This window comes from Roseovarius sp. A46 (assembly GCF_004126395.1).
Taxonomy (GTDB): domain Bacteria; phylum Pseudomonadota; class Alphaproteobacteria; order Rhodobacterales; family Rhodobacteraceae; genus Roseovarius; species Roseovarius nitratireducens.
The window spans coordinates 24,990-44,689 of record NZ_PVWS01000022.1 but is presented as its reverse complement, the minus strand read 5'-3'; the positions used below and the strand labels follow the sequence as shown (position 1 = coordinate 44,689).

Here is a 19,700-nt window from a genome sequence, read left to right as displayed (position 1 = left end):
GCCCCGCCACAGTCAAGCCTCACCCCGCCAGCGCCCGCAGCAGCCGCGCCCGCGCCGCCGGAATTGCACCGATCTCGACCCCGGTAAAGACGTGCAGCGTGTCCATCTGCCGGTCGATCACCGCGTGATCGCTCACCCAGCCGCCCATCATCAGGTAGGTTCGCAGCAAGGGCGGCATATGCCGCATCGCCTGCCTGGGATCGGGCTTGTGCCGTTTCAATCGCTCGGCAAAGCGGAACACGGCGGGCGCCTTGACCCGCGGCCACCACCGCCGCGGCGCCAGGTGCCGCGCCCCCAGCACCGCAAAGGCATCGAGATACGGGGCCGTCTCCACCCCCTTGAAAGACGAACAGCCAAACAGCATCGCCACCCCGTGCTCGTCCACCAGCCGCGTCATCGCCGCCCACGCCACGCGCAGGATGTCCGGATCGGTCAGACCGGGCCGGATGCAGAATCGCCCCATCTCGGCCATCCGCCCCTCGAACGCCGCCAGCGCCGACAATTCATAGAATTGCGCCGAATAGCTGCGCGCAATCCCGGCCCCGTCCTCCAGCAGCAGCACCCGGAAACAGCACACCAGCCGCCCGCCCCGCGCCTCCTCGACCAGCAGGTGCAGGCACGCCGCGTCATGGGCATCGGCGTCGCAGCCTCCGGCAGTTCCCAGAAACGCCTCGGCGCGCAGCGCCTGGGCGCGGGCGACGTCCCCGGGACCGCGCGCCAGCCGAGCCACGTAGCGCCCCTGCCGGATCTCCCTCATGTCACCGTCTCCACGCGGTCGCTCGATCCTCGGCGACACCTCATGCACCCGGCGCGTGACATCTCCAAGACAATGCGGCGCGCGCCGCGCTATTCGCCGAACAGTTGCTCGGGGTTGAGCGCGCCGATATTGCTGAGCACCTGCCGCAAGAAGCCGTTCTTGACCACCGAGCTGTCTGTCACCCGGCGCGAGAGCGGCACGATCTGTCCGTCCTCCAGCCCGAATCTCTCGATATTGGCGATGGTGTCGTCATCGTTGAACGAGATCGCCAGCACCTCGCGCTCGATCACCTGCGGGCGCAGCATCATGTAGGTGCGCTTGCGCGAGCGGACGTAGTAGTAATCGCCATCGCCCACCATCCCCGAGACCGAGGGCGGCCCGATCAGGTCATCCACCGTCGCGCGGGTATCGACGCCGACGATCAGATTCTCGAGATCGTTCTCGGGCGGGACATAGCCATGATTCTGGTAGGTGGCCGAGCAGGCGGCCACCCCGATGAGACCACACAGGGCAAGGACACGCAGCACTCGCATTGAAATCGCCGTCATCTCTGCCCTCTTGTCACCACCGCTCACGGCTTTTATCCCGCTTACATCAATGCAGCCCCCGGGTTCAAGAATTCAAAGCAAGAGGCCGCGATGTCCACCGATACCGGCTCCACCCACCGTATCCCCGTCCCGCGCCTCGCACGGCACGGCGGCCACCGCTTCGAGATCGTGCCCGACGCGGCGGCGCGCGCGACGCTGGCCGCGCGCCTCGATCTCCTCGATCTGCGCAAGCTGACCCTCAGGGGAGAGATCACCCCCGACGGCCCCCGCGACTGGCTACTCAGCGCCACGCTCGGGGCGACGGTCGTGCAGCCCTGCGGCGTCACCCTCGCGCCGGTGACCACCCGTATCGACGAGACCGTGACGCGCCGCTACACGCCCGACGCCACCCCGCCCGAGGCCGCGCCCGCCGACGAGATCGAGATGCCCGAGGACGACACGATAGAGCCCCTGGGCGCGGTGATCGACCTCGATGCCGTGCTCGCCGAGGCACTGGCGCTGGCGCTGCCGCCCTGGCCGCGCAGCGACGCGGCAGAACTCGGCACGCTCTCGGCCGCGCCCGACGGCGCGGAAAACGACGATGACGACGCGCCCCGCCGCCCCTTTGCCGGGCTCGCCGGACTGCGCGACCGGCTGGCCGGGAATGACGACGACGAGGGCAATGACGGCGGCCCCTCCGGCTGAGCCGGAAGCCACCCCAAGAATCGCTTGCCCCGGCCCCAAATCTCTGTATTTTCGCGCTCTCACCGGAATTTGGGGTTGAACCGGCGGCTCGGTCAGGATTAAGAGCCGCGAACACCCGTGAAACATGGGCCGATCCGGCCCGCAGGAATTGAGGTTGTGACATGGCCGTCCAACAGAACAAGGTCTCGAAATCGCGCCGCAACAATCGCCGCGCGCATGATTCACTCACCGCGGGCAATCCCAACGAATGCCCCAATTGCGGCGAGTTGAAGCGCCCGCACCACGTCTGCGCGGCCTGTGGCCACTACGCAGAGCGCGAAGTCGTCGCCATGGTGGACGATATCGACCTGGAAGACGACGCCGCCTGAGACACTATTCGGGGGCATCGGCCGCATGGGCGCTCAGGGCGATCAGGACATGACCGGCGCGGGGCGCTTCGTGATCTCGATTGACGCCATGGGCGGCGATGAGGGGCCCGCCGCCGTGGTGGCGGGCATGGCCCAGTCCGCCAGCAAGAATCCGCGCATCGGATTCATCCTGCACGGCCCGCGCGACACGCTCGCGCCGCTGGTCGCCAGGCGCCGGGAGCTGACCGACCGGGTCACCATCCGCAACGCGCCCGAGGTCGTGTCGATGACCGACAAGCCCGCTCAGGTGGTGCGCCACGGGCACGACACCTCGATGTGGTCGGCGCTCGAATCGGTGCGCGCGGGCGAGGCGACGGTCTGCGTCTCCTGCGGCAATACTGGCGCGCTGATGTTGATGTCGGTCATCCGCCTGCGCAAGCTGCCGGGCATCTACCGCCCCGCCATCGCGGTGATGTGGCCCTCGCAGAACCCGCAACAGCACAACATCATGCTCGACGGCGGCGCGGATATCCGCGCCGACGCCAAGGACCTGATGCAATACGCGTTGATGGGCGCGTCTTACGCGCGCAACGGCTTTGGCCTCAAGCGCCCGCGCATCGGCCTGCTGAACGTGGGCACCGAAGAGCACAAGGGCCGCGCCGAGCTGCGCGAGGCGCATGAGCTGATCGCCGCCAATGCAGCGAGCGCGGATTTCGAGTTCGTGGGCTTCGTCGAGGGGCGCGACCTGCCCGGCACGCGCTGCGACGTGATCGTGACCGACGGCTTCACCGGCAATGTCGCGCTCAAGACCGGCGAGGGCATCGCCAACCTGATCACCGACCTCCTGCGCGAGGCCTTCGCCTACACGCCGCTGTCGCGGCTGGCGGCGCTGCTGGCCTACACCTCGCTTCGGCGGATGAAGAAACGCGTCGATCCGCGCCGCGCCAATGGCGGCGTGTTCCTCGGGCTGAACGGCACCGTGGTCAAGTCGCACGGCGCGGCGGATGCCACGGGCGTTTCGTCGGCGATAAAACTCGCCTTCGACCTCGCGCAGACCGGCTTCACCGCCAAGCTCGCGGCCCGCGTCGCCGCCGCGGCCCCGCTCGACCGCGAGGATGACGGCGACCAACACGACACAGGGGACGACAACACCGGAGACGACAACACCGGGGACGACAACCACGGAGACCTCGCGCCATGACCCGCCGCGCCACGGCCCTCGGCACCGGGCACTACCTGCCCGCCCGCATCGTGCCCAACAGCGAATTCGAGGCCACCCTCGACACCACGGACGAGTGGATCCGCTCGCGCTCGGGGATCGAGCGCCGCCGTTTCGCCGCCGAGGACGAGACCACCTCCACCCTCGCCCTCCACGCCGCGCGCGCCGCCCTCGCCAATGCCGGGCTCACGCCGGACGACATCGACGGCCTGATCGTCGCCACCTCCACGCCGGACCTCACCTTCCCCTCGGTCGCCACGATGGTGCAGGAGGGGCTGGGCATGACCCACGGTTTCGCCTTTGACGTGCAGGCGGTCTGCGCCGGGTTCGTCTACGCGCTCGCCACCGCCAACGCGATGATCGTCGCGGGCCAGGCCGAGCGACTGCTGCTGATCGGGGCCGAGACGTTCTCGCGCATCATGGACTGGTCCGACCGCTCCACCTGCGTGCTGTTCGGCGACGGCGCCGGCGCTCTGGTACTCGGGGCCACGACAGGCACCGGCACCAACGCCGATCGCGGCATCCTCTCGGTCGATCTCAATTCCGACGGGCGCTACCGCGACATGCTCTACGTCGATGGCGGCGTATCGACGACTGGCGATGCGGGCAAGCTCAGGATGCAGGGCAACGCGCTCTTCCGGCAGGCCGTCGAGAAACTCGCCGCCACCGCCGAGACCGCGCTCGGCAAGGTCGGCCTCACCGGGCCGGACGTGGACTGGATCGTGCCGCACCAGGCCAATATCCGCATCATCCAGGGCACCGCAAAGAAGCTGGGCCTGTCGATGGACCGCGTCATCGTCACCGTGCAGGACCACGGCAACACCTCCGCCGCCTCGATCCCGCTGGCGCTCTCGGTGGGCGTGGCCGAGGGGCGCATCCGCCCCGGGCAGATCGTCTTGTCCGAGGCGATCGGCGGCGGGCTGGCGTGGGGCGCGGTGGTGATGCGCTGGTAAACCGCGCGTCGGCCTGCAAAAATCCGCGCCACCTCCCAGCACCCGGGACCATCACGATTGACACGGCACGGGCTTCGCCGCAAACTGAGCCGCAAAAATGCGGGGACGGTATGACTAACAAGACACTGACACGGATGGACCTGAGCGAAGCGGTATTCCGCGAGGTGGGGCTGTCGCGCAACGACGCGGCCCAGATGGTGGAGAGCGTGCTTACCCACGTCTCGGACGCGCTCTCGCGCGGCGAACCGGTCAAGATATCTTCCTTCGGCACGTTCTCGGTGCGCGACAAGTCGGCCCGCGTGGGCCGCAACCCCAAGACCGGCGAGGAAGTCCCCATCAAACCGCGCCGGGTGCTCACCTTCCGACCCTCGCACCTGATGAAGGATCGCGTTGCGATCGGCAACAAGCGCTGAGGACACCGCCGCACATGGGCAAATCCGCCGACGCCTTCCGCACCATCAGCGAGGTGGCAGACTGGCTCGAGGTGCCCGCCCACGTGCTGCGCTTCTGGGAAAGCAAGTTCACCCAGGTGAAACCGGTCAAGCGCGCGGGCGGGCGACGCTACTACCGCCCCGCGGACATGCGCCTGCTCGGCGGGATCAAGGTGCTGCTGCACGACGAGGGCATGACCATCAAGGGTGTGCAGAAGATGCTGCGCGAACAGGGCGTGAGCCACGTCGCCGCGCTCTCGCCCGGATTCGAGGGAGAGCAGGCAGCACCCACGCCAGTCGCGCAGGTGCTCAGCTTCGCCCGCCCCGACGCGCCGCAGGACGTCCCCCCGGACGCGGCCGCGCAAGAGCCAACCTCCGACACAGAGCCCGAGCCTGACGCCGCCCCCACCACCGCGGCAGAACCCGAACCAGAACCGCAAACCGAGCCAGAGCCCGCACCGGAGCCGCAGACAGCGACAGAGCCTGGATCGGAACCCGAACCCGAGACCGAACCGGAAACCGCCTCTGCGCCCGAACCGGCCCCCGACCCGCAGGCCCCCGCCCTGCCCCCGCTGCCGGATTTGCCCGACGATCCACCCGACGACGTGGCCGCCGCGCCGGGGCCGCTCGCGCGTCTCGCCACGCTGCCCCGCCCGCTGCCAGCCGATCTTGCGGCCACGCTCTCGGCGCTGGCCGAACGGCTGCGCGACGCGGGTGCGCCAAAGGCATGAGCGGCGGCAATATTTCGCATCGCCCCCCTTGCCCCCGCGCGCAAAACCGGTATGAACAGCGCATCGTCGGGCTATGGCGCAGCCTGGTAGCGCGTCCGTCTGGGGGACGGAAGGTCGCAGGTTCGAGTCCTGCTAGCCCGACCAAATCGACCGACGATCCCGCCGCCCGCGTGTCGCGGGGCCTCTGCGACGGCCGAGGGGGCCACCGATGACCGGCGTTCTCTCCTGCCAGCAAATCTCGGCGATGATCGACGCGGGCCAAATCGCCTCCGATCCCGCCATCCTGCCCGAACAGGTCCAGCCCGCCAGCCTCGATCTCCGCCTCGGTCCGGTCGCCTACCGCGTGCGCGCCTCGTTCCTGCCCGGTGCGGGACAGACCGTCGCCGACCGGCTTGATGAGTTCGGGATGCACCGCATCGAGCTTGGCCCCGGCGCGGTGCTGGAAAAGGGCTGCGTCTACCTCGTCCCGCTGATGGAACGGCTGGCACTGCCCGAGGGCGTGCAGGCGGTAGCCAACGCCAAATCCTCCACCGGGCGGCTCGACCTGCTCACCCGCACGATCACCGATGGCGGGACCGAATTCGACCGCGTGCCGCCCGGCCACACCGGCCCGCTCTATGCCGAGATATGCCCGCGTTCCTTCTCGGTGCTGGTGCGCCCCGGCATGCGGCTCAACCAGGTCCGCTTTCGCTCGGGCGACGCGCGGCTCTCGGATGCCGCGATGCATCGCTTGCACGCCGAGACACCGCTCGTCGACGGCCCGGCTGTGATCGACGGCGGGCTCGCCTTCTCGGTCGACCTGCGCCCCGAGTCAGGCACGCTCACCGGCTACCGCGCCAAGCCGCATACCGGCCTGATCGACCTCGACCGCATCGGCCACTACCCGGCCGCCGATTTCTGGGAAGAGGTCCACGCGCGCGACGGCCATATCGTCCTCGACCCCGGCGCGTTCTACATTCTCGTCAGCCGCGAGGCGGTGCACATCCCCCCCGGCTATGCCGCCGAGATGGCCCCCTTCGTGGCGATGGCGGGCGAATTCCGGGTGCATTACGCGGGGTTCTTCGATCCCGGTTTCGGCCACGCGGCTGCGGGTGGCACCGGCGCGCGCGGCGTGCTCGAGGTGCGCTGCCACGAGGCGCCCTTCGTGCTAGAGCACGGCCAGATCGTCGGTCGGCTGGTGTATGAGAGCATGGATACGGTGCCCGACCGCCTCTACGGCGCGGACATCGCGTCAAACTACCAGGGGCAAGGGCTGAAACTGTCCAAGCACTTCCGGGCCTGACGCCCGGTCAGAAGCGCCCCATCCGCCGCCCCAGCTTCATCGTCTTGCGGGCATTGCGCGCGGTCTTCTGCCCGTCGGGACCGTTGTCACCACGGCCGCGCGTGACCTTGTCGATCCCGGCATTGACCCCACGGCGCATCACCTGCCGCATGACCATTCGGATCACCATGTTGATCACCTGGTTGGCGTTCATCGCGCCCTCCTCTCGCTGCCTCCGGCCGGGAACATAACACCGAAACGTGCGGAAATCAGGGCGGGTGCGGCGATTATCTTGACGATTTCCTGCGCGACCGTCCGCGCGATGCGCCGAACCGTGCGGTTCGGGCCGCGAACCGACAGGTTCGTCAGTCCCCGAACAACTCGTCCTGCCCTGCGGGCGGCACCTCCGCGTCCTCGTCCTCCTCGCCTTCGTCGCCGATCCCCGGCAATGTCCCCGGCGGCGGGCGGTTGTCCAGCAGCCCCGCAGCGCGCAATTCCTTGAGCCCCGGCAGGTCGCGCGCGCTTTCCAGACCGAAATGGTCGAGGAATGTCTCGGTAACCACAAAGGTCACAGGACGGCCCGGCGTCATCTTGCGTCTGCCGAAACGAATCCATTCCATTTCAAGGAGTTGATCGACGGTTCCCCGGCTGACGGACACGCCGCGTATCTCCTCGATCTCGGCGCGGGTGACCGGCTGATGGTAGGCAATGATGGCCAATGTCTCGATTGCCGCCCGGCTCAGTTTGCGGGTCTCCACCACCTCGCGCCGCATCAGAAAGCCAAGGTCGGGCGCGGTGCGCATGGCCCAGCCATCGCCCACTTTCACCAGCGTAACCCCCCGTCCCTCATACCTTTTTTTCAGATGGACCAGCGCTTCCGCCGGATCGCATCCATGCGGCATCCGCGCTGCCATCTCGCGCGTGTCCATCGGCTCGGTGGCGGCAAACAGCATCGCTTCAATCATCCGCTCCTGTTCGGCCATCGGCGGAGCTTCGAACAGACTTTCTTTTTCTGTATCAATATCTTGCGGCATTTTCTTAATCCTTCCGCCGAAGCTCGACAGGCGCGAATATCTCGGTCTGCCGCAACTCCGCCCGCCCCTCCTTCACAAGCTCCAGCGCCGCGGCAAAGGTAGAGGCCGTGGCCGAGCGCCGCCTTTGCCGATCGGTGGTGAACCCCTCCGGCAGATAGCTCGCGATATCGGTCCATGTCGCCGCCTCGCCGATCACCCCTCGCAATCGCTCAAGTGCTTGTTCCATAGTGAAAATTGCGTCACGGTCCATCACGAAGGGACGAAATTCGTCGCGCGTGCGAAGCCGCGCATAGGCCTGCATCAGGTCCAGCAGGTTCGCCGTATAGCGCACCTCGCGCCGCCGCGTCACGTCCTCCGGCAGCCCCCGCGCAAAGAAATCCCGCCCCAGCCGGTCCCGCGCCATCAGCCGCGCCGCGCAATCCCGCATCGCCTGCAACCGCTCAAGCTGAAACGCCAGATGCGCCGCCAGGTCCTCGCCCGACGGCCCCTCCTCGGCGGGGTCGGGCGGCAAGAGCAGACGCGACTTGAGAAACGCAAGCCACGCCGCCATCACGAGGTAATCGGCGGCCAGCTCGATCCGCAGGGCGCGCGCTTGCTCGACAAAGGCGAGGTATTGCCGCGCCAGTTGCAGGACGGAAATGCGCCTTAAATCAACCTTTTGCGTGCGCGAGAGCGTCAGTAACAGGTCCAGCGGCCCCTCGAACCCATCAACATCGACGATGAGCGCCTCCGCCGCGAGCCGTTCGGCCACAGGCACCGGTTCCGCGCTGTCATCGAAGGTGTCTTCAGCCATGTTGCCGTCCGCCCGTCAACGCATCAAGCTGCGCCGCGAGGGCGGAGATGTCAACCGGATCGGGCGTCCGGCGCGCGGCCAACGCCCGCTCGGCACGGTCCTGCGCAGCGGCCCGCATCTCGCCCGCTGCCGCCGCCACGGCCTGTCGCTCGGCCAGCGTGCCGTTGCAGTGCAGGACCACGTCGCACCCCGCCGCGAGCGCGGCCCGCGCCCGCTCTACCAGGCTGCCCGAGAGCGCGTTCATGGCGATGTCGTCGGTCATCAAGAGCCCGTCAAACCCGATGGAGCGGCGAATTATTTCAATGATAACAGGTGACAAGGTCGCTGGCCGCGCATCGAGCGCGGCATAAACCACATGCGCCGTCATCGCCATCGGCAAATCGGCAAGCGCCTCGAACGGGGCGAAATCGACCTCGGCCAGATGCTCTGCCGGATCGGTCACGCGGGGCAGTTCGTGGTGGCTGTCAGCCCTCGCGCGCCCGTGTCCCGGGATGTGCTTGACCACCGGCAGCACGCCCCCCTCCATAAGCCCGTCCGCCACCGCCCGGCCAAAGAGCGCAACCCGCCCCGCCGTCTCGCCATAGCAGCGGTCACGCAGAAACGGGTGGGTGTCCCTCCCCGCCACGTCCACCAAAGGCGCACAGTTGCTGTCGATCCCGAGGGCAACAAGCTCGTCGGCGATGATCCGGTAGCGCAGGTGCAGCGCCTCAGCCGCCTGCGCGCCAGCCGCGGCCACGTGATCGAGCGGCGCGGGCCACTCGCGCCAGGCAGGCGCACGCAGGCGCTGCACGCGCCCGCCTTCCTGGTCGATGGTGATAACCGCCTCGTGCCCCGCCGCCTCGCGCAGTTCGTCGCACAGCGCGCGCACCTGGTCGGGGGTGTCAATATTGCGCGCGAAGAGGATGAATCCGAAGGGCTTAACCTCGCGAAAAAACGCTTTTTCTCCGGGTGTTAGCCGATGCCCCTCGGCGCCGGTAATGACCGCGCCGAACCCTGTCACCGAGTAACCACCGGGATGCACTCGGCCCGCTCTGCCTGCAAGGCCGAACAGAAACGGCGCGCATCTGCGAGGTCTTCGAAACCGGCTGCGCGCAGCCGGTAGAAAATCCGCCCGCCGCTCTCGGCGCGCTGCACCACACGGCGTTTGCCGTCCAGCAGATCACCAAGCTGCGCTGTCAGACGCTCCCATTCCGAGCGCGCCACCTCTGCTGAATCGAAGGCCCCGAGCTGCGCGAGCCGCGAACCAGCCGGCAGGCTGTCGGGATCGACCTCGACCGGCGGGGCGCTGGTCGCCGCCGCGAGCGCGTAGGTCACCGGATCGGGCAGCGCCGGGCGCAGCTGCGGACGCAACGACCGCCCGAGCCCCCCCTCGACCGTTTCAGTGGGCGCCTGCGCCTCGGGCTCGGATGTGGGCTCGGTCGCGGCGCGCGGCGTTGCCTGCGCCGGTTGCCGCACCACCGCGAGATGCACGTCACCCGAGCGCGGCGCCGTCGGCGCCTGTGCTGCGGCCCTCGCCGCGCTCGGAATATCCTCTAGCGTCAGATCGAGCGGCGGGGGTGCGATGATTACCCGGTCGGGCGGCTCTTCTGTCGCCGCCTGCGCCGCCACACGGTTGACCGACAGGCCCTGATGCGCCGCCTCGCGCCCGCCCGGCTCGGCCGGAGCCTCGCGCATGGGATCGCTGAGCGCGCGCACAACAGGCACGCCCGACACGTCGCGCATGATCACCTGGTAACCCCAGTGGCCAATTCCGGCCAAGAGCGCCATTGACACCAGCGCACCAGAAATATTGGTAAATTTCGTCACGGCCACCGCCACGCGATCGTCCGACCCGTACTCCGTCCGGGATGCCTGCATCTCTGCCATGATCTGCCTCTCGCCACCGGCGATACATGGTCGCCGGTTCCTGGTTGCCTGCTCGCACCGGTGGCGGCGGCGTTCAGCGCATCTCGTCCACCGGAGTGACGCCAAGGATACCAAGACCGGCGCAAATCACAACCGTTGCCGCGCGCACCAGCGCGATTTTCCCGCGTGTTGTGGCCGGATCACCCTCTTGCAGGAATCGCAGCGCCGGTTCGTCATGGCCACGGTTCCACAGACCGTGCAGTTCCGAGGCCAGGTCGTAGAGGTAGAACGCCACCCTGTGTGGTTCGCCTGCGCGCGCGGCGATCTCCACCTGCCGCGGCCATTCCGCGATCTTGCGCGCGAGCGCCAGTTCCGCCTCGTGCGAGAGCACCGACAGATCGGCCTCCGCAAGTGTCGCGTCATCCACCGTGATCCCCGCGGCAGTAGCCTTGCGCAGCACCGAGTTGACCCGCGCATTTGCGTATTGGACGTAGAAGACCGGGTTGTCCTTGGACTGTTCCAGAACACGCGCGAAGTCGAAGTCGAGCGCCGCGTCGTTCTTGCGCGTGAGCATGACAAAGCGGGTCACGTCTGGTCCAACCTCGTCCACCACGTCGCGCAGGGTGATGAAGGTGCCGGAGCGCTTGGACATCTTGAACGGCTCGCCGTTCTTGTAGAGCTTGACCAGTTGACAGAGCTTGATCTCGATCGGTACGCGCCCATCCGACAGCGCCGACACGGCGGCCTTCATCCGCTTGACATAGCCTCCGTGATCGGCGCCGAACACGTCGATAAGCAGATCGTATCCCCTTGAAATCTTGTCATAATGATAGGCAATATCGGGGGCGAAATAAGTCCATCCACCATCGGATTTCATGATCGGGCGGTCCACGTCATCGCCGTGTTCGGTCGATTTGAACAGGGTCTGCTCGCGCGGCTCCCAGTCCTCGGGCATCTTGCCCTTGGGCGGCTCGAGCACGCCGCGATAGATCAGCCCCTTGCCGCGCAGATCCTCGATCGCGGCCTCGATCAATCCGGTGCCGTAGAGCGATTTCTCAGAGAAGAAGTGATCCATCTCGACGCCAAGCGAGGCCAGGTCCTCGCGGATGAGCGTCATCATCGCATCGGTGGCGAAGTCGCGCACCTCGGCCAGCCAGACCGCTTCGGGCTCGTCGACATACGCGGCGCCGACCTTGTCCTTGAGCGCGCGGCCCACCTCGATCAGGTAGTCGCCCGGATAGGTGCCATCGGCAAAGGCCACCTCCTGCCCGTGCGCCTCGAGATAGCGCAGGTAGACCGAGCGCGCGAGCACATCGACCTGAGCGCCGCCATCGTTGATGTAGTATTCGCGCGTGACGTCATAGCCCGCGAAATCCAGGAGGCTCGCCAGCGCGTCGCCGAACACCGCGCCGCGGGTGTGGCCGACGTGCAACGGGCCTGTCGGATTGGCCGAAACGTATTCGACATTGACGCGGCGACCCTGCCCCAGCGTTGCACGGCCGAAATCTGCCCCCTGCCGCAGCGCATCGCGCAGCCCATCGTGCCAGACCGAAGGCGCCAACCGCAGGTTGAGAAATCCGGGGCCGGCCACCTCGGCGCTATCGATGCGCGCATCGGCGGCGAGGTGCTCCGCGAGCACGGTGGCGATGTCACGCGGCTTCATCCCCGCCGGTTTCGCCAGCACCATCGCGGCATTGGTCGCCATGTCGCCATGCGCGGGATCGCGCGGCGGCTCGACCGTGACGTTCCCGAGGTCGAGCGAGGCGGGCAGCGCACCTTCGGCCTGCAGACCGCCCAAGGTATCGAGAACGAGACCGCGAATGTCGTCAAAGAGGTTCATGAGCCGCCTTTCCGTGTTGGCACGCGCGCCGGTTTACCACCCGTGGCCCGCGCGTCAATCGCCTTGGGCGCGGTTCACGCCGCCCGCTCAGGCGAGGTTGATCACCGCGCCGCGCGGCCCGTCGGGCGCCCCCTCTGCGAGCTGCCGCGCCTCATGTATCAGCGCCGTGCGTCCGGTGTACGGGCCCGAGCCGCAGAACGTTGACACGGGCATGCGTGCCCGCCTCGGCCTGCATGTGCGGGGCGAGCGCCGCCAGCGCCGCGTCGAACGCCCGCGCCTCGGGGCGCGCGTCATGGCTTGCCGCACGGCAGCCGACGAGCACCAGCCCCTCTCCCAGCGCCAGCCCGTCCATCAGCGCGCGCGTCAGTGCCGGGATCGCCGCCACCGCCGCCCCGAGACGGCGCGGGCTACGCAACGGGTGCAGATGTACCAGCAGGTCGAGCGGTGTGTCGCCCCATATCTCGCCCAACCGTCGGCATTGGCCGGGACGCAGGCAATCGATCGTCAGGCTCTCGATCTTTCCGGGCGCGCGCCGCGCCAGTGCCAGCGCGCGCCGTTCCGCATGATCGGCCACGACCACCAGCGCCCCGGTCGCCGCGAACCTTTCTGCCAGCTCTCCACCGACCGCACAGCCCGCAGACGCGATCAGCACGGTTTTCCGAGATGTCTCCCCGTCCACACCACCCTCACCCACTCGATACGCATCCCGTGGATATCACTAGCACCCGGCATCACGCGCTTCAACTTGCCGGCGGCTGCGTGTTCCCGCCGGTGTCGCGCGGCGTGGCAAGGGCGGCGATACGCATGTCCTCGCCACGCCGTGGCGCGTCTTCGCCCACGACGAAGCGCTGCGCGCCAGTCGCGCAGCATCAGGACGATGGCGGGCATCTGCAACCGCCATGCCAGCCATTGCGCCCCGACACCGAGCGCGCCCACCATCCCGCGCGCTGTTACCGGGTCGAGCGCTTTTGTCCCTGTACTAGGCGGCAAGCCTACACCCCGTCCGGCAGGTCTTGTGCCGACGTCCCGCCGACCAGCCGGGCGTGGCTTTGCAATGCGAACCGGTCGGTCATGCCGGCGATGTAATCGCCCACCAAGCGCGCCAGCGCCGCCCGGTCAGGCGCGCGCGCCACGTCCGCGCGCCACTCTTCGGGCAGGTGGTCGGGCGCGTCGAGGTAGACCGGGAACAACTCTCCGATCACCTGCGCCACCATGCGCCGCATGTCGTTGACCGCCGGGGCGCGATACATCCGGGTAAAGAGAAACGCCCGGATCGCCTGCAAATCCTCCCACAACCCGGGCGAAAAACGGATCACCGGCACCCCAAGTGCGCGCAGCTCCTCCACCGAACCCGGCGAATGGGCGGCCAGCAGGCGCTGGCTCTCGGCGATCACGTCGCCCACCATCTCTCCGAACACCCGGCGCAGCGCCTCGTGGCGGCGGCGCTTGGGGTCGAGGCGCGGGTAGAGCCGGTCCACCTCGGCATAACAGGGGCCGACGATGGGCAGCGCCGCGATTTCCTCGTCGCCAAATAACCCCGCGCGCAGCCCGTCATGCAGGTCGTGGTTGTTGTAGGCGATATCGTCGGCGATGGCCGCCACCTGCGCCTCGCCGCCCGCATGGGTGCCAAGCTCCAGCCCGTGCACCGCGTCGCATTTCGCCAGCGCCAGCGGCAGATCGCCCGTCACCGGACCATTATGCTTGGCCAGTCCTTCCAGCGTCTCCCATGTGAGGTTGAGCCCGTCGAAGGCGGCATAGTGGCGCTCCAGCACCGTCACGATGCGGAGCGCCTGCGCGTTGTGATCGAAGCCGCCATAGGGCGCCATCAGCGCGGCCAGCGTATCCTCGCCCGCGTGGCCAAAGGGCGTATGGCCAAGGTCATGGGCAAGCGCGACGGCCTCGGTCAGGTCGGTGTCGAGGCCGAGCGCGCCCGCGATGGTACGCGCCACCTGCGCCACCTCGATCGAATGGGTGAGCCGGGTGCGGTAGTAATCGCCCTCGTGCGCGACAAACACCTGTGTCTTGTGCTTGAGCCTGCGAAAGGCGCTGGAATGAATGATGCGGTCGCGGTCGCGCTGAAAGGGCGAGCGAAAGGCGCTCTCTTCCTCCGCCACGCGGCGGCCGCGTGTCTGGCCCGGGTCGGTCGCGAAAGGGGCGGTCATTGATCGGTCCTTGTGGCGGGGCACTCGGAGCATATATTGCAGAAAGAACTGTCACGCGAAACCACCGAGGATGCCCATGCAACTGCCCCCCAAGGTCACCCCCCGCGCTTATGCCCGCCTCGCCGAGATCGGTGCCGGCGCCGACGGCAAGGCGCTGCGCGTGGCGGTCGAGGGCGGCGGCTGTTCGGGGTTTCAGTACGACATCCGCCTCGATGCGCCTGCCGAGGACGACCTCGTGCTCGAAGGCGAGGGCGAGCGGGTTGTGGTGGACAGCGTCTCGCTGCCCTTCCTTGCGGGCGCGACAATCGACTTCACCGAAGAACTGATCGGCGCGCGCTTTACCATCGACAATCCCAATGCCACCGCGTCCTGTGGATGCGGCACATCCTTTTCCATCTGAGCCTTGCGCCGCGCGCGGGGCCGCGCGATAGAGGGGCCGGGCGCCGCGGGAGGGATGGCCATGCGTATCGCGTGCTTCAACATCAACGGGATCAAGGCGCGGCATGCCGCGCTCTGCGACTGGCTGGACGAGGCGTCCCCGGACGTGGTGTTGCTACAGGAAATCAAGTCGGTGGACGAGAACTTCCCGCGCGAGATGTTCGAGGATCGCGGCTACAACGTCGAGACCCACGGGCAGAAGGGCTTCAACGGGGTGGCGATCCTGTCGAAATACCCGCTGGAGGACGTGCACCGCGGTCTGCCCGGCGATGACAGCGACGAGCAGGCCCGCTGGATCGAGGCCACGGTGACGGGCGAAAAGGGCGCGCTGCGTGTCTGCGGCCTCTACCTGCCCAACGGTAACCCCGCGCCGGGGCCGAAATACGACTACAAGCTCGCCTGGATGGAGCGGATGCACGCCCGCGCGAAGGCGCTTCTCGCCACCGAGGAGCCGGTGCTCATGGGGGGCGATTACAACGTCATCCCGCAGGACGAGGACGCCGCCCGCCCCGAGGCGTGGCGCGACGACGCGCTCGCCCTGCCCGACAGCCGCGCCGCCTTTCGCCGCCTGCTGCACCTGGGGCTGACCGAGGCGTTCCGCGCCCGCGTGCAGGGGCCGGGTCATTACACGTTCTGGGATTATCAGGCCGGCGCGTGGCAGCGCAACAACGGCATCCGCATCGACCACATGCTGCTCAGCCCGCAGGCCGCCGACCGGATGACCGATTGCGGCATCGACACGGCCGTGCGCGGACGCGACAAGCCGTCCGATCATGTGCCGCTCTGGGTCGATCTCGACATCTGAACGCGGGTTCAGGCGGCGAATGGCCACTCGCGCCGGTAATGGCCATCGGCAAACCCGGGGCTGACGCGGCCCAACCAAGGGGCTTGCCACGCACCGCCCAGCATCCAGTCGAGTTCGGGATCGCGGATGCGCTTGGTGCAGCCATTGGGCACGAGACCGATCTCGCCGAGATAGACCTCGCCGCCCCGGATGAACATGTCCACCCGGATGAAATCGAAGAACCGACCAATCGCCTCGGCGGCCTCCACCATCAGGTCGAGCCGCGCGGGCGGCGCCACGGGCCGCGCCCCGCCCTTGCGCACGTAGAGCTGCTTGTCGAGCCAAGTGCCCGTCCGGCTGTAGACCGTCTGCAAGTGCGTGCCCGAGCGGTCGGCGTCGTGCTGATAGACCACGATGCGCCCGTTGCAGACGTAGAATTTCCAGTCGGCGGCATCTCCCGCGCCCTCGCGCAGATCCTCCTCGAGATAGATCGCGCGCTCGATCAATTCGTACCACCACAGGCTCAGGCGCTTGCTGTGCACCCGCCTGAGCCATCGCCGCGTGAGCGGGATCAGATCAGTACGGTGGTCGTCATCGAGGGGGAAGGTCACCGGCAGGTTGGTTCCCGAGCCGTGGTTGCACTTGAGCCAGTAGGTGCCTGGCGCGATTTCGTCATTGCCGGGCAGATCGGGCGTATCCCCGCGCCACAGGATGCGCGGGCGGTGAACCTGCGCGCGCAAGTGCTGCGGGAGCCAATCATGCGCGCGCAGCTTGTCCGAGGGGGTGACGCGCGGGATCAGGCCGAAGAACTTGAACAGGAGTTGCTTGCTGGTAAAGGTCTGCGGGTCGATCAGGTCAGGCCAGTCCCCGTGGTTCTTGCGGTATATCTCGACCGACCGCACAAGCCCGGGCGCGAACTCCTCGCCCAGCCTCTCGACGCCGCGCAGGTAGCGGTCCGGCACCGGCTCGTGGATACCATGCAGGCGCTCGTCGGCTATGCGCTCCAGCGCCAGTTTCGCGTATTGCTCGGCGCGCACTATTCGTCCCAGCCCGATGGGGGGCCGTGCGCCCCCGGTTGTCAGCCATCGTTGACCGGCTGCCCAACCGCGTCAATCGCGTTATAGCCGTAAATCCAATCAAATTGCCGGATCATTCGCGAAGGTGCGAGCCGTCCGCCTGCGCGTAGCGCGGTGTGTGCCGCCCATCTCAGCGGTGGGAAGGCGAGGTGGTATTTCCACGCGTTGGTACTCGCCGCCGCAACCACCCGGCGCGCCCGCGATTCGCGCAGGGCCTGGTAGCGCACCAATCCCTTTGCCACATCGCCTTCCTCGTCGAGCGCCGCGGCCAGCACCCAGCCATCCTCGAGCGCGAGGCACGCCCCCTGCGCCATGAAGGGCAGCGTGGGATGTGCCGCGTCGCCGAGAATCGCCAGCCCCTCGCCGTGCCACGCGCGGGCCACCTCGTGCCGGAACAGGCCCCAGAGATTTACCTTGTCCACGGCGGCGAGCATCCCCTGCACCTCGTCGCAGAAATCGCCGAACGCGGCACGCAACGACTGCGGATCGTCAGTCTGGCTCCAGCTTTCGGCGGTCCAGGCGGCGCGCTCCTGTACCGCCACGAGGTTGAGCATGCTACCGCCGCGCAAAGGATAGCTCACAACGTGGCGGATCGGCCCCATGTGGACACGCACCTCCGGGCCGCGCTCGGCGCTGTTGGGAACGAGCGCGCGCCACGCCACCTGCCCCGTGAAGAAGGGGGCACGTGGGCCGTTGAGCGCGGCACGCACCACCGAATGCAACCCGTCTGCGCCGATCACGAGGTCGGCGTCGAACCCGGCACCGTTGGCCAGTTCAACACGCGGGCGCCGCCCGTCGGTGACGCCGATGATCCGTTGTAACAGCCGGATGCGAACGCCCGCTGCGCGCGCACCGTTGGCCAGCAGATTGATGAGATCCGCACGGTGGAGAAAATGATAGCCGCCCTGCCCCGTGTCACCGAGATCGAGCCGCACCACCTCGCCCCCACGGTAATCACAAAGCTGCACGGTCCGCGCCATCACCGCGCGCTGGCGAAGCTCCGCGCCCAGCCCGAGCGCATCGAGCACCCTCGCGCCATTGGGGCTGATCTGAAGTCCGGCACCCACCTCGGCGATTTCGGATGCCTGTTCGAACACGGTGACATCCGCGCCGCGCCGCGCCAGCGCTTGCGCCACGGCCAGCCCGCCAATCCCCGCGCCGATCACGGCAATCTTCATTGTGTCCAGACCCATCGGCCCCTTCCCGAAAAAGACGCGCGCCGGAGGAATGCTCCGGCGCGCGCCTGTCCGTTCCCGTCGCCCGAAGCAGCGCCTCAGTCGTCGCGATGTACCTTTTCGCGGCGTTCGTGGCGTTCCTGTGCCTCGAGCGTCATGGTGGCAATCGGGCGCGCGTCCAGCCGCTTGAGGCTGATCGGCTCGCCCGTCACCTCGCAATATCCGTATTCCCCGTCTTCGATGCGGCGGAGCGCGGCGTCGATCTTGGCTACCAGCTTGCGCTGGCGATCGCGGGTGCGCAGTTCCAGCGCGCGGTCGGTTTCTTCGCTGGCTCGGTCGGCCACGTCGGGAATTGCTCTTGTCCCGTCCTGCAGGGATTCGATTGCCTCGCGGCTGCCTTCGAGCAATTCCAGCCGCCAGCGCACCAGCTTGCGGCGGAAATACTCCAACTGCAGCTCATTCATGAACGGCTCGTTTTCTGCGGGCGTGTAATCCTCTGGCAAGAACACTTCGGCTTTCATCTCGATCCCCTCGTCAAGGCCAGTGTCCGGCATCATGAACTCCTCAGACAGTCGGTGCCTTCGAGCGCTCATCTACACGCGGCGCCGGGGAATGTCACTAGCCAATCACGCGCCATTGATGTGGCCGGGCGAAGCGTCTAGGTTCCCGACATTGTTTCCATTTCCGCGCACAAAGGGGCCGTCCGACCGATGAAATTCGAAGGAACCGATGCCTATGTCGCCACCGGCGACCTGACCGTGGCGGTCAATGCCGCCGTCACGCTCGAACGGCCCCTCCTGGTCAAGGGAGAGCCGGGCACCGGCAAGACCGAACTGGCGCGCCAAGTGGCACAGGCGATGGGGATGCGACTCATCGAATGGCATGTCAAATCCACCACCCGCGCGGCGCAAGGACTCTATGAGTACGACGCCGTCAGCCGCCTCCGCGACAGCCAGCTCGGCGACGAACGCGTGCACGATGTGTCCAACTACATCCGCCGCGGCAAGCTTTGGGAGGCATTTGCCTCCGAGGAGCGCGTGGTGCTGCTCATCGACGAGATCGACAAGGCCGATATCGAGTTTCCCAACGACCTGTTGCAGGAACTCGACCGGATGGAATTTCACGTCTACGAAACCGGCGAGACGGTGCGCGCCCGTCACCGCCCGGTCATCATCATCACCTCCAACAACGAGAAGGAATTGCCCGACGCCTTTCTGCGGCGCTGTTTCTTCCACTACATCCGGTTCCCCGAGGCCGAGACGCTCAGGCGAATCGTGGAGGTGCACCATCCCGGCCTCAAGGAGGCCCTGCTGGCCACCGCGCTCACGCAGTTTTACGAGATTCGCGACACGCCGGGGCTCAAGAAGAAGCCCTCCACCTCCGAAGTGCTCGACTGGCTTAAGCTGATTCTCGCCGAAGATCTCTCGCCCGAGGATCTGCGGCGCGACGGGGCTGACGCGCTGCCCAAACTGCACGGTGCACTGCTGAAAAACGAACAGGACGTGCACCTGTTCGAGCGGCTCGCCTTCATGGCTCGGCGGCAGCGCTGAGGTTTTCCAGAAGCAGGCATTTCATCCCTGACATCTGGTCTGATCCATGACATCAGTAGTCCAAAGGCGATC

At 67.5% G+C, this 19,700-nt stretch carries 23 protein-coding genes and 1 tRNA gene; 11 read left to right on the top strand and 13 right to left on the bottom strand.

Annotated features, from left to right (window positions below):
- Nucleotides 1-19 precede the first annotated feature (19 nt).
- Nucleotides 20-757 (bottom strand): GNAT family N-acetyltransferase, encoded by a 738-nt coding sequence (locus C6W92_RS12355; protein ID WP_129433676.1) that lies wholly within the window; start codon nucleotides 755-757, stop codon nucleotides 20-22.
- Between the two features lie 89 nt (nucleotides 758-846).
- Entirely contained in the window at nucleotides 847-1,305 is a 459-nt protein-coding gene (gene bamE / locus C6W92_RS12350; RefSeq protein WP_129433673.1) for an outer membrane protein assembly factor BamE, read from the bottom strand.
- A 90-nt stretch (nucleotides 1,306-1,395) separates the two neighbouring features.
- On the opposite strand from bamE, the gene C6W92_RS12345 reads away from it, so the two are divergent.
- From C6W92_RS12345 to C6W92_RS12310, 8 genes are all read left to right on the top strand, one after another.
- On the top strand, nucleotides 1,396-1,989 hold the full coding sequence (locus C6W92_RS12345; protein WP_129433670.1) for a YceD family protein: 594 nt from the start codon (nucleotides 1,396-1,398) through the stop codon (nucleotides 1,987-1,989).
- Nucleotides 1,990-2,150: 161 nt separating this feature from the next.
- Nucleotides 2,151-2,357 (top strand): 50S ribosomal protein L32, encoded by a 207-nt coding sequence (gene rpmF / locus C6W92_RS12340; protein WP_104020454.1) that lies wholly within the window; start codon nucleotides 2,151-2,153, stop codon nucleotides 2,355-2,357.
- A 25-nt stretch (nucleotides 2,358-2,382) separates the two neighbouring features.
- Nucleotides 2,383-3,537: a phosphate acyltransferase PlsX gene (plsX, locus tag C6W92_RS12335; RefSeq protein WP_129433667.1), complete on the top strand. Its 1,155-nt coding sequence runs from the start codon at nucleotides 2,383-2,385 to the stop codon at nucleotides 3,535-3,537.
- Nucleotides 3,534-4,508, top strand: a complete 975-nt coding sequence (locus C6W92_RS12330) for a beta-ketoacyl-ACP synthase III (protein ID WP_129433664.1) — start codon at nucleotides 3,534-3,536, stop codon at nucleotides 4,506-4,508. Before plsX ends, C6W92_RS12330 begins: the two co-directional genes overlap by 4 nt.
- A gap of 110 nt (nucleotides 4,509-4,618) precedes the next feature.
- Entirely contained in the window at nucleotides 4,619-4,921 is a 303-nt protein-coding gene (gene ihfA, locus C6W92_RS12325; protein WP_129433661.1) for an integration host factor subunit alpha, read from the top strand.
- A 14-nt stretch (nucleotides 4,922-4,935) separates the two neighbouring features.
- On the top strand, nucleotides 4,936-5,670 hold the full coding sequence (locus C6W92_RS12320) for a MerR family transcriptional regulator (RefSeq protein ID WP_129433658.1): 735 nt from the start codon (nucleotides 4,936-4,938) through the stop codon (nucleotides 5,668-5,670).
- A gap of 67 nt (nucleotides 5,671-5,737) precedes the next feature.
- Nucleotides 5,738-5,814, top strand: a tRNA-Pro gene (locus tag C6W92_RS12315).
- 64 nt (nucleotides 5,815-5,878) lie between these two features.
- Nucleotides 5,879-6,952 carry a 2'-deoxycytidine 5'-triphosphate deaminase gene (locus C6W92_RS12310; protein WP_129433655.1) on the top strand — a complete coding sequence of 358 codons (1,074 nt, stop codon included), beginning with the start codon at nucleotides 5,879-5,881 and terminating at the stop codon, nucleotides 6,950-6,952.
- A gap of 7 nt (nucleotides 6,953-6,959) precedes the next feature.
- On the opposite strand, the gene C6W92_RS12305 is transcribed toward C6W92_RS12310, so the two are convergent.
- The 8 genes from C6W92_RS12305 to C6W92_RS12265 form a co-directional block, all read right to left on the bottom strand.
- On the bottom strand, nucleotides 6,960-7,145 hold the full coding sequence (locus tag C6W92_RS12305; protein WP_129433652.1) for a hypothetical protein: 186 nt from the start codon (nucleotides 7,143-7,145) through the stop codon (nucleotides 6,960-6,962).
- Nucleotides 7,146-7,296: 151 nt separating this feature from the next.
- A complete protein-coding gene (scpB, locus tag C6W92_RS12300; RefSeq protein WP_129433649.1) occupies nucleotides 7,297-7,965 on the bottom strand; it encodes an SMC-Scp complex subunit ScpB in 669 nt (222 codons plus the stop codon).
- A gap of 4 nt (nucleotides 7,966-7,969) precedes the next feature.
- A complete protein-coding gene (locus tag C6W92_RS12295) occupies nucleotides 7,970-8,758 on the bottom strand; it encodes a ScpA family protein (protein ID WP_129433646.1) in 789 nt (262 codons plus the stop codon).
- Nucleotides 8,751-9,779: a beta-N-acetylhexosaminidase gene (nagZ, locus tag C6W92_RS12290; protein ID WP_241691152.1), complete on the bottom strand. Its 1,029-nt coding sequence runs from the start codon at nucleotides 9,777-9,779 to the stop codon at nucleotides 8,751-8,753. Before nagZ ends, C6W92_RS12295 begins: the two co-directional genes overlap by 8 nt.
- Nucleotides 9,755-10,624, bottom strand: a complete 870-nt coding sequence (locus tag C6W92_RS12285) for an SPOR domain-containing protein (protein ID WP_129433642.1) — start codon at nucleotides 10,622-10,624, stop codon at nucleotides 9,755-9,757. The genes nagZ and C6W92_RS12285 overlap by 25 nt, the downstream gene beginning before the upstream one ends.
- Nucleotides 10,625-10,697: 73 nt before the next feature.
- Entirely contained in the window at nucleotides 10,698-12,443 is a 1,746-nt protein-coding gene (gene argS / locus C6W92_RS12280; RefSeq protein WP_129433639.1) for an arginine--tRNA ligase, read from the bottom strand.
- A 151-nt stretch (nucleotides 12,444-12,594) separates the two neighbouring features.
- A complete protein-coding gene (locus C6W92_RS12275) occupies nucleotides 12,595-13,122 on the bottom strand; it encodes a hypothetical protein (protein ID WP_129433636.1) in 528 nt (175 codons plus the stop codon).
- Between the two features lie 313 nt (nucleotides 13,123-13,435).
- Nucleotides 13,436-14,605, bottom strand: coding sequence for a deoxyguanosinetriphosphate triphosphohydrolase (locus tag C6W92_RS12265; protein WP_129433630.1), 1,170 nt, complete (start codon nucleotides 14,603-14,605; stop codon nucleotides 13,436-13,438).
- Between the two features lie 76 nt (nucleotides 14,606-14,681).
- Here C6W92_RS12265 and C6W92_RS12260 point away from each other — a divergent pair, with 76 nt between their 5' ends.
- Nucleotides 14,682-15,005 carry an iron-sulfur cluster assembly accessory protein gene (locus C6W92_RS12260; RefSeq protein ID WP_129433627.1) on the top strand — a complete coding sequence of 108 codons (324 nt, stop codon included), beginning with the start codon at nucleotides 14,682-14,684 and terminating at the stop codon, nucleotides 15,003-15,005.
- Between the two features lie 60 nt (nucleotides 15,006-15,065).
- Nucleotides 15,066-15,848: an exodeoxyribonuclease III gene (xth, locus tag C6W92_RS12255; protein ID WP_129433624.1), complete on the top strand. Its 783-nt coding sequence runs from the start codon at nucleotides 15,066-15,068 to the stop codon at nucleotides 15,846-15,848.
- Between the two features lie 8 nt (nucleotides 15,849-15,856).
- On the opposite strand, the gene C6W92_RS12250 is transcribed toward xth, so the two are convergent.
- The 3 genes from C6W92_RS12250 to dksA form a co-directional block, all read right to left on the bottom strand.
- The gene (locus C6W92_RS12250; RefSeq protein WP_164989229.1) at nucleotides 15,857-16,864 is read right to left on the bottom strand and encodes an ATP-grasp fold amidoligase family protein; all 1,008 of its coding nucleotides are present in this window, start codon (nucleotides 16,862-16,864) and stop codon (nucleotides 15,857-15,859) included.
- Nucleotides 16,865-16,905: 41 nt separating this feature from the next.
- The gene (locus C6W92_RS12245; RefSeq protein ID WP_129433619.1) at nucleotides 16,906-18,096 is read right to left on the bottom strand and encodes an FAD-dependent oxidoreductase; all 1,191 of its coding nucleotides are present in this window, start codon (nucleotides 18,094-18,096) and stop codon (nucleotides 16,906-16,908) included.
- Between the two features lie 80 nt (nucleotides 18,097-18,176).
- A complete protein-coding gene (gene dksA, locus C6W92_RS12240) occupies nucleotides 18,177-18,632 on the bottom strand; it encodes an RNA polymerase-binding protein DksA (protein ID WP_206018402.1) in 456 nt (151 codons plus the stop codon).
- A 156-nt stretch (nucleotides 18,633-18,788) separates the two neighbouring features.
- Here dksA and C6W92_RS12235 point away from each other — a divergent pair, with 156 nt between their 5' ends.
- The gene (locus C6W92_RS12235) at nucleotides 18,789-19,628 is read left to right on the top strand and encodes a MoxR family ATPase (protein ID WP_129433617.1); all 840 of its coding nucleotides are present in this window, start codon (nucleotides 18,789-18,791) and stop codon (nucleotides 19,626-19,628) included.
- Nucleotides 19,629-19,700 lie beyond the last annotated feature (72 nt).

Bases quoted from the DNA above. Each gene is read 5' to 3' on its own strand.
- C6W92_RS12355 (WP_129433676.1), bottom strand. From the start codon at position 757: ATGAGGGAGATCCGGCAGGGGCGCTACGTGGCTCGGCTGGCGCGCGGT.
- bamE (WP_129433673.1), bottom strand. From the start codon at position 1,305: ATGACGGCGATTTCAATGCGAGTGCTGCGTGTCCTTGCCCTGTGTGGT.
- C6W92_RS12345 (WP_129433670.1), top strand. From the start codon at position 1,396: ATGTCCACCGATACCGGCTCCACCCACCGTATCCCCGTCCCGCGCCTC.
- rpmF (WP_104020454.1), top strand. From the start codon at position 2,151: ATGGCCGTCCAACAGAACAAGGTCTCGAAATCGCGCCGCAACAATCGC.
- plsX (WP_129433667.1), top strand. From the start codon at position 2,383: ATGGGCGCTCAGGGCGATCAGGACATGACCGGCGCGGGGCGCTTCGTG.
- C6W92_RS12330 (WP_129433664.1), top strand. From the start codon at position 3,534: ATGACCCGCCGCGCCACGGCCCTCGGCACCGGGCACTACCTGCCCGCC.
- ihfA (WP_129433661.1), top strand. From the start codon at position 4,619: ATGACTAACAAGACACTGACACGGATGGACCTGAGCGAAGCGGTATTC.
- C6W92_RS12320 (WP_129433658.1), top strand. From the start codon at position 4,936: ATGGGCAAATCCGCCGACGCCTTCCGCACCATCAGCGAGGTGGCAGAC.
- C6W92_RS12310 (WP_129433655.1), top strand. From the start codon at position 5,879: ATGACCGGCGTTCTCTCCTGCCAGCAAATCTCGGCGATGATCGACGCG.
- C6W92_RS12305 (WP_129433652.1), bottom strand. From the start codon at position 7,145: ATGAACGCCAACCAGGTGATCAACATGGTGATCCGAATGGTCATGCGG.
- scpB (WP_129433649.1), bottom strand. From the start codon at position 7,965: ATGCCGCAAGATATTGATACAGAAAAAGAAAGTCTGTTCGAAGCTCCG.
- C6W92_RS12295 (WP_129433646.1), bottom strand. From the start codon at position 8,758: ATGGCTGAAGACACCTTCGATGACAGCGCGGAACCGGTGCCTGTGGCC.
- C6W92_RS12285 (WP_129433642.1), bottom strand. From the start codon at position 10,624: ATGGCAGAGATGCAGGCATCCCGGACGGAGTACGGGTCGGACGATCGC.
- argS (WP_129433639.1), bottom strand. From the start codon at position 12,443: ATGAACCTCTTTGACGACATTCGCGGTCTCGTTCTCGATACCTTGGGC.
- C6W92_RS12265 (WP_129433630.1), bottom strand. From the start codon at position 14,605: ATGACCGCCCCTTTCGCGACCGACCCGGGCCAGACACGCGGCCGCCGC.
- C6W92_RS12260 (WP_129433627.1), top strand. From the start codon at position 14,682: ATGCAACTGCCCCCCAAGGTCACCCCCCGCGCTTATGCCCGCCTCGCC.
- xth (WP_129433624.1), top strand. From the start codon at position 15,066: ATGCGTATCGCGTGCTTCAACATCAACGGGATCAAGGCGCGGCATGCC.
- C6W92_RS12245 (WP_129433619.1), bottom strand. From the start codon at position 18,096: ATGGGTCTGGACACAATGAAGATTGCCGTGATCGGCGCGGGGATTGGC.
- dksA (WP_206018402.1), bottom strand. From the start codon at position 18,632: ATGCCGGACACTGGCCTTGACGAGGGGATCGAGATGAAAGCCGAAGTG.
- C6W92_RS12235 (WP_129433617.1), top strand. From the start codon at position 18,789: ATGAAATTCGAAGGAACCGATGCCTATGTCGCCACCGGCGACCTGACC.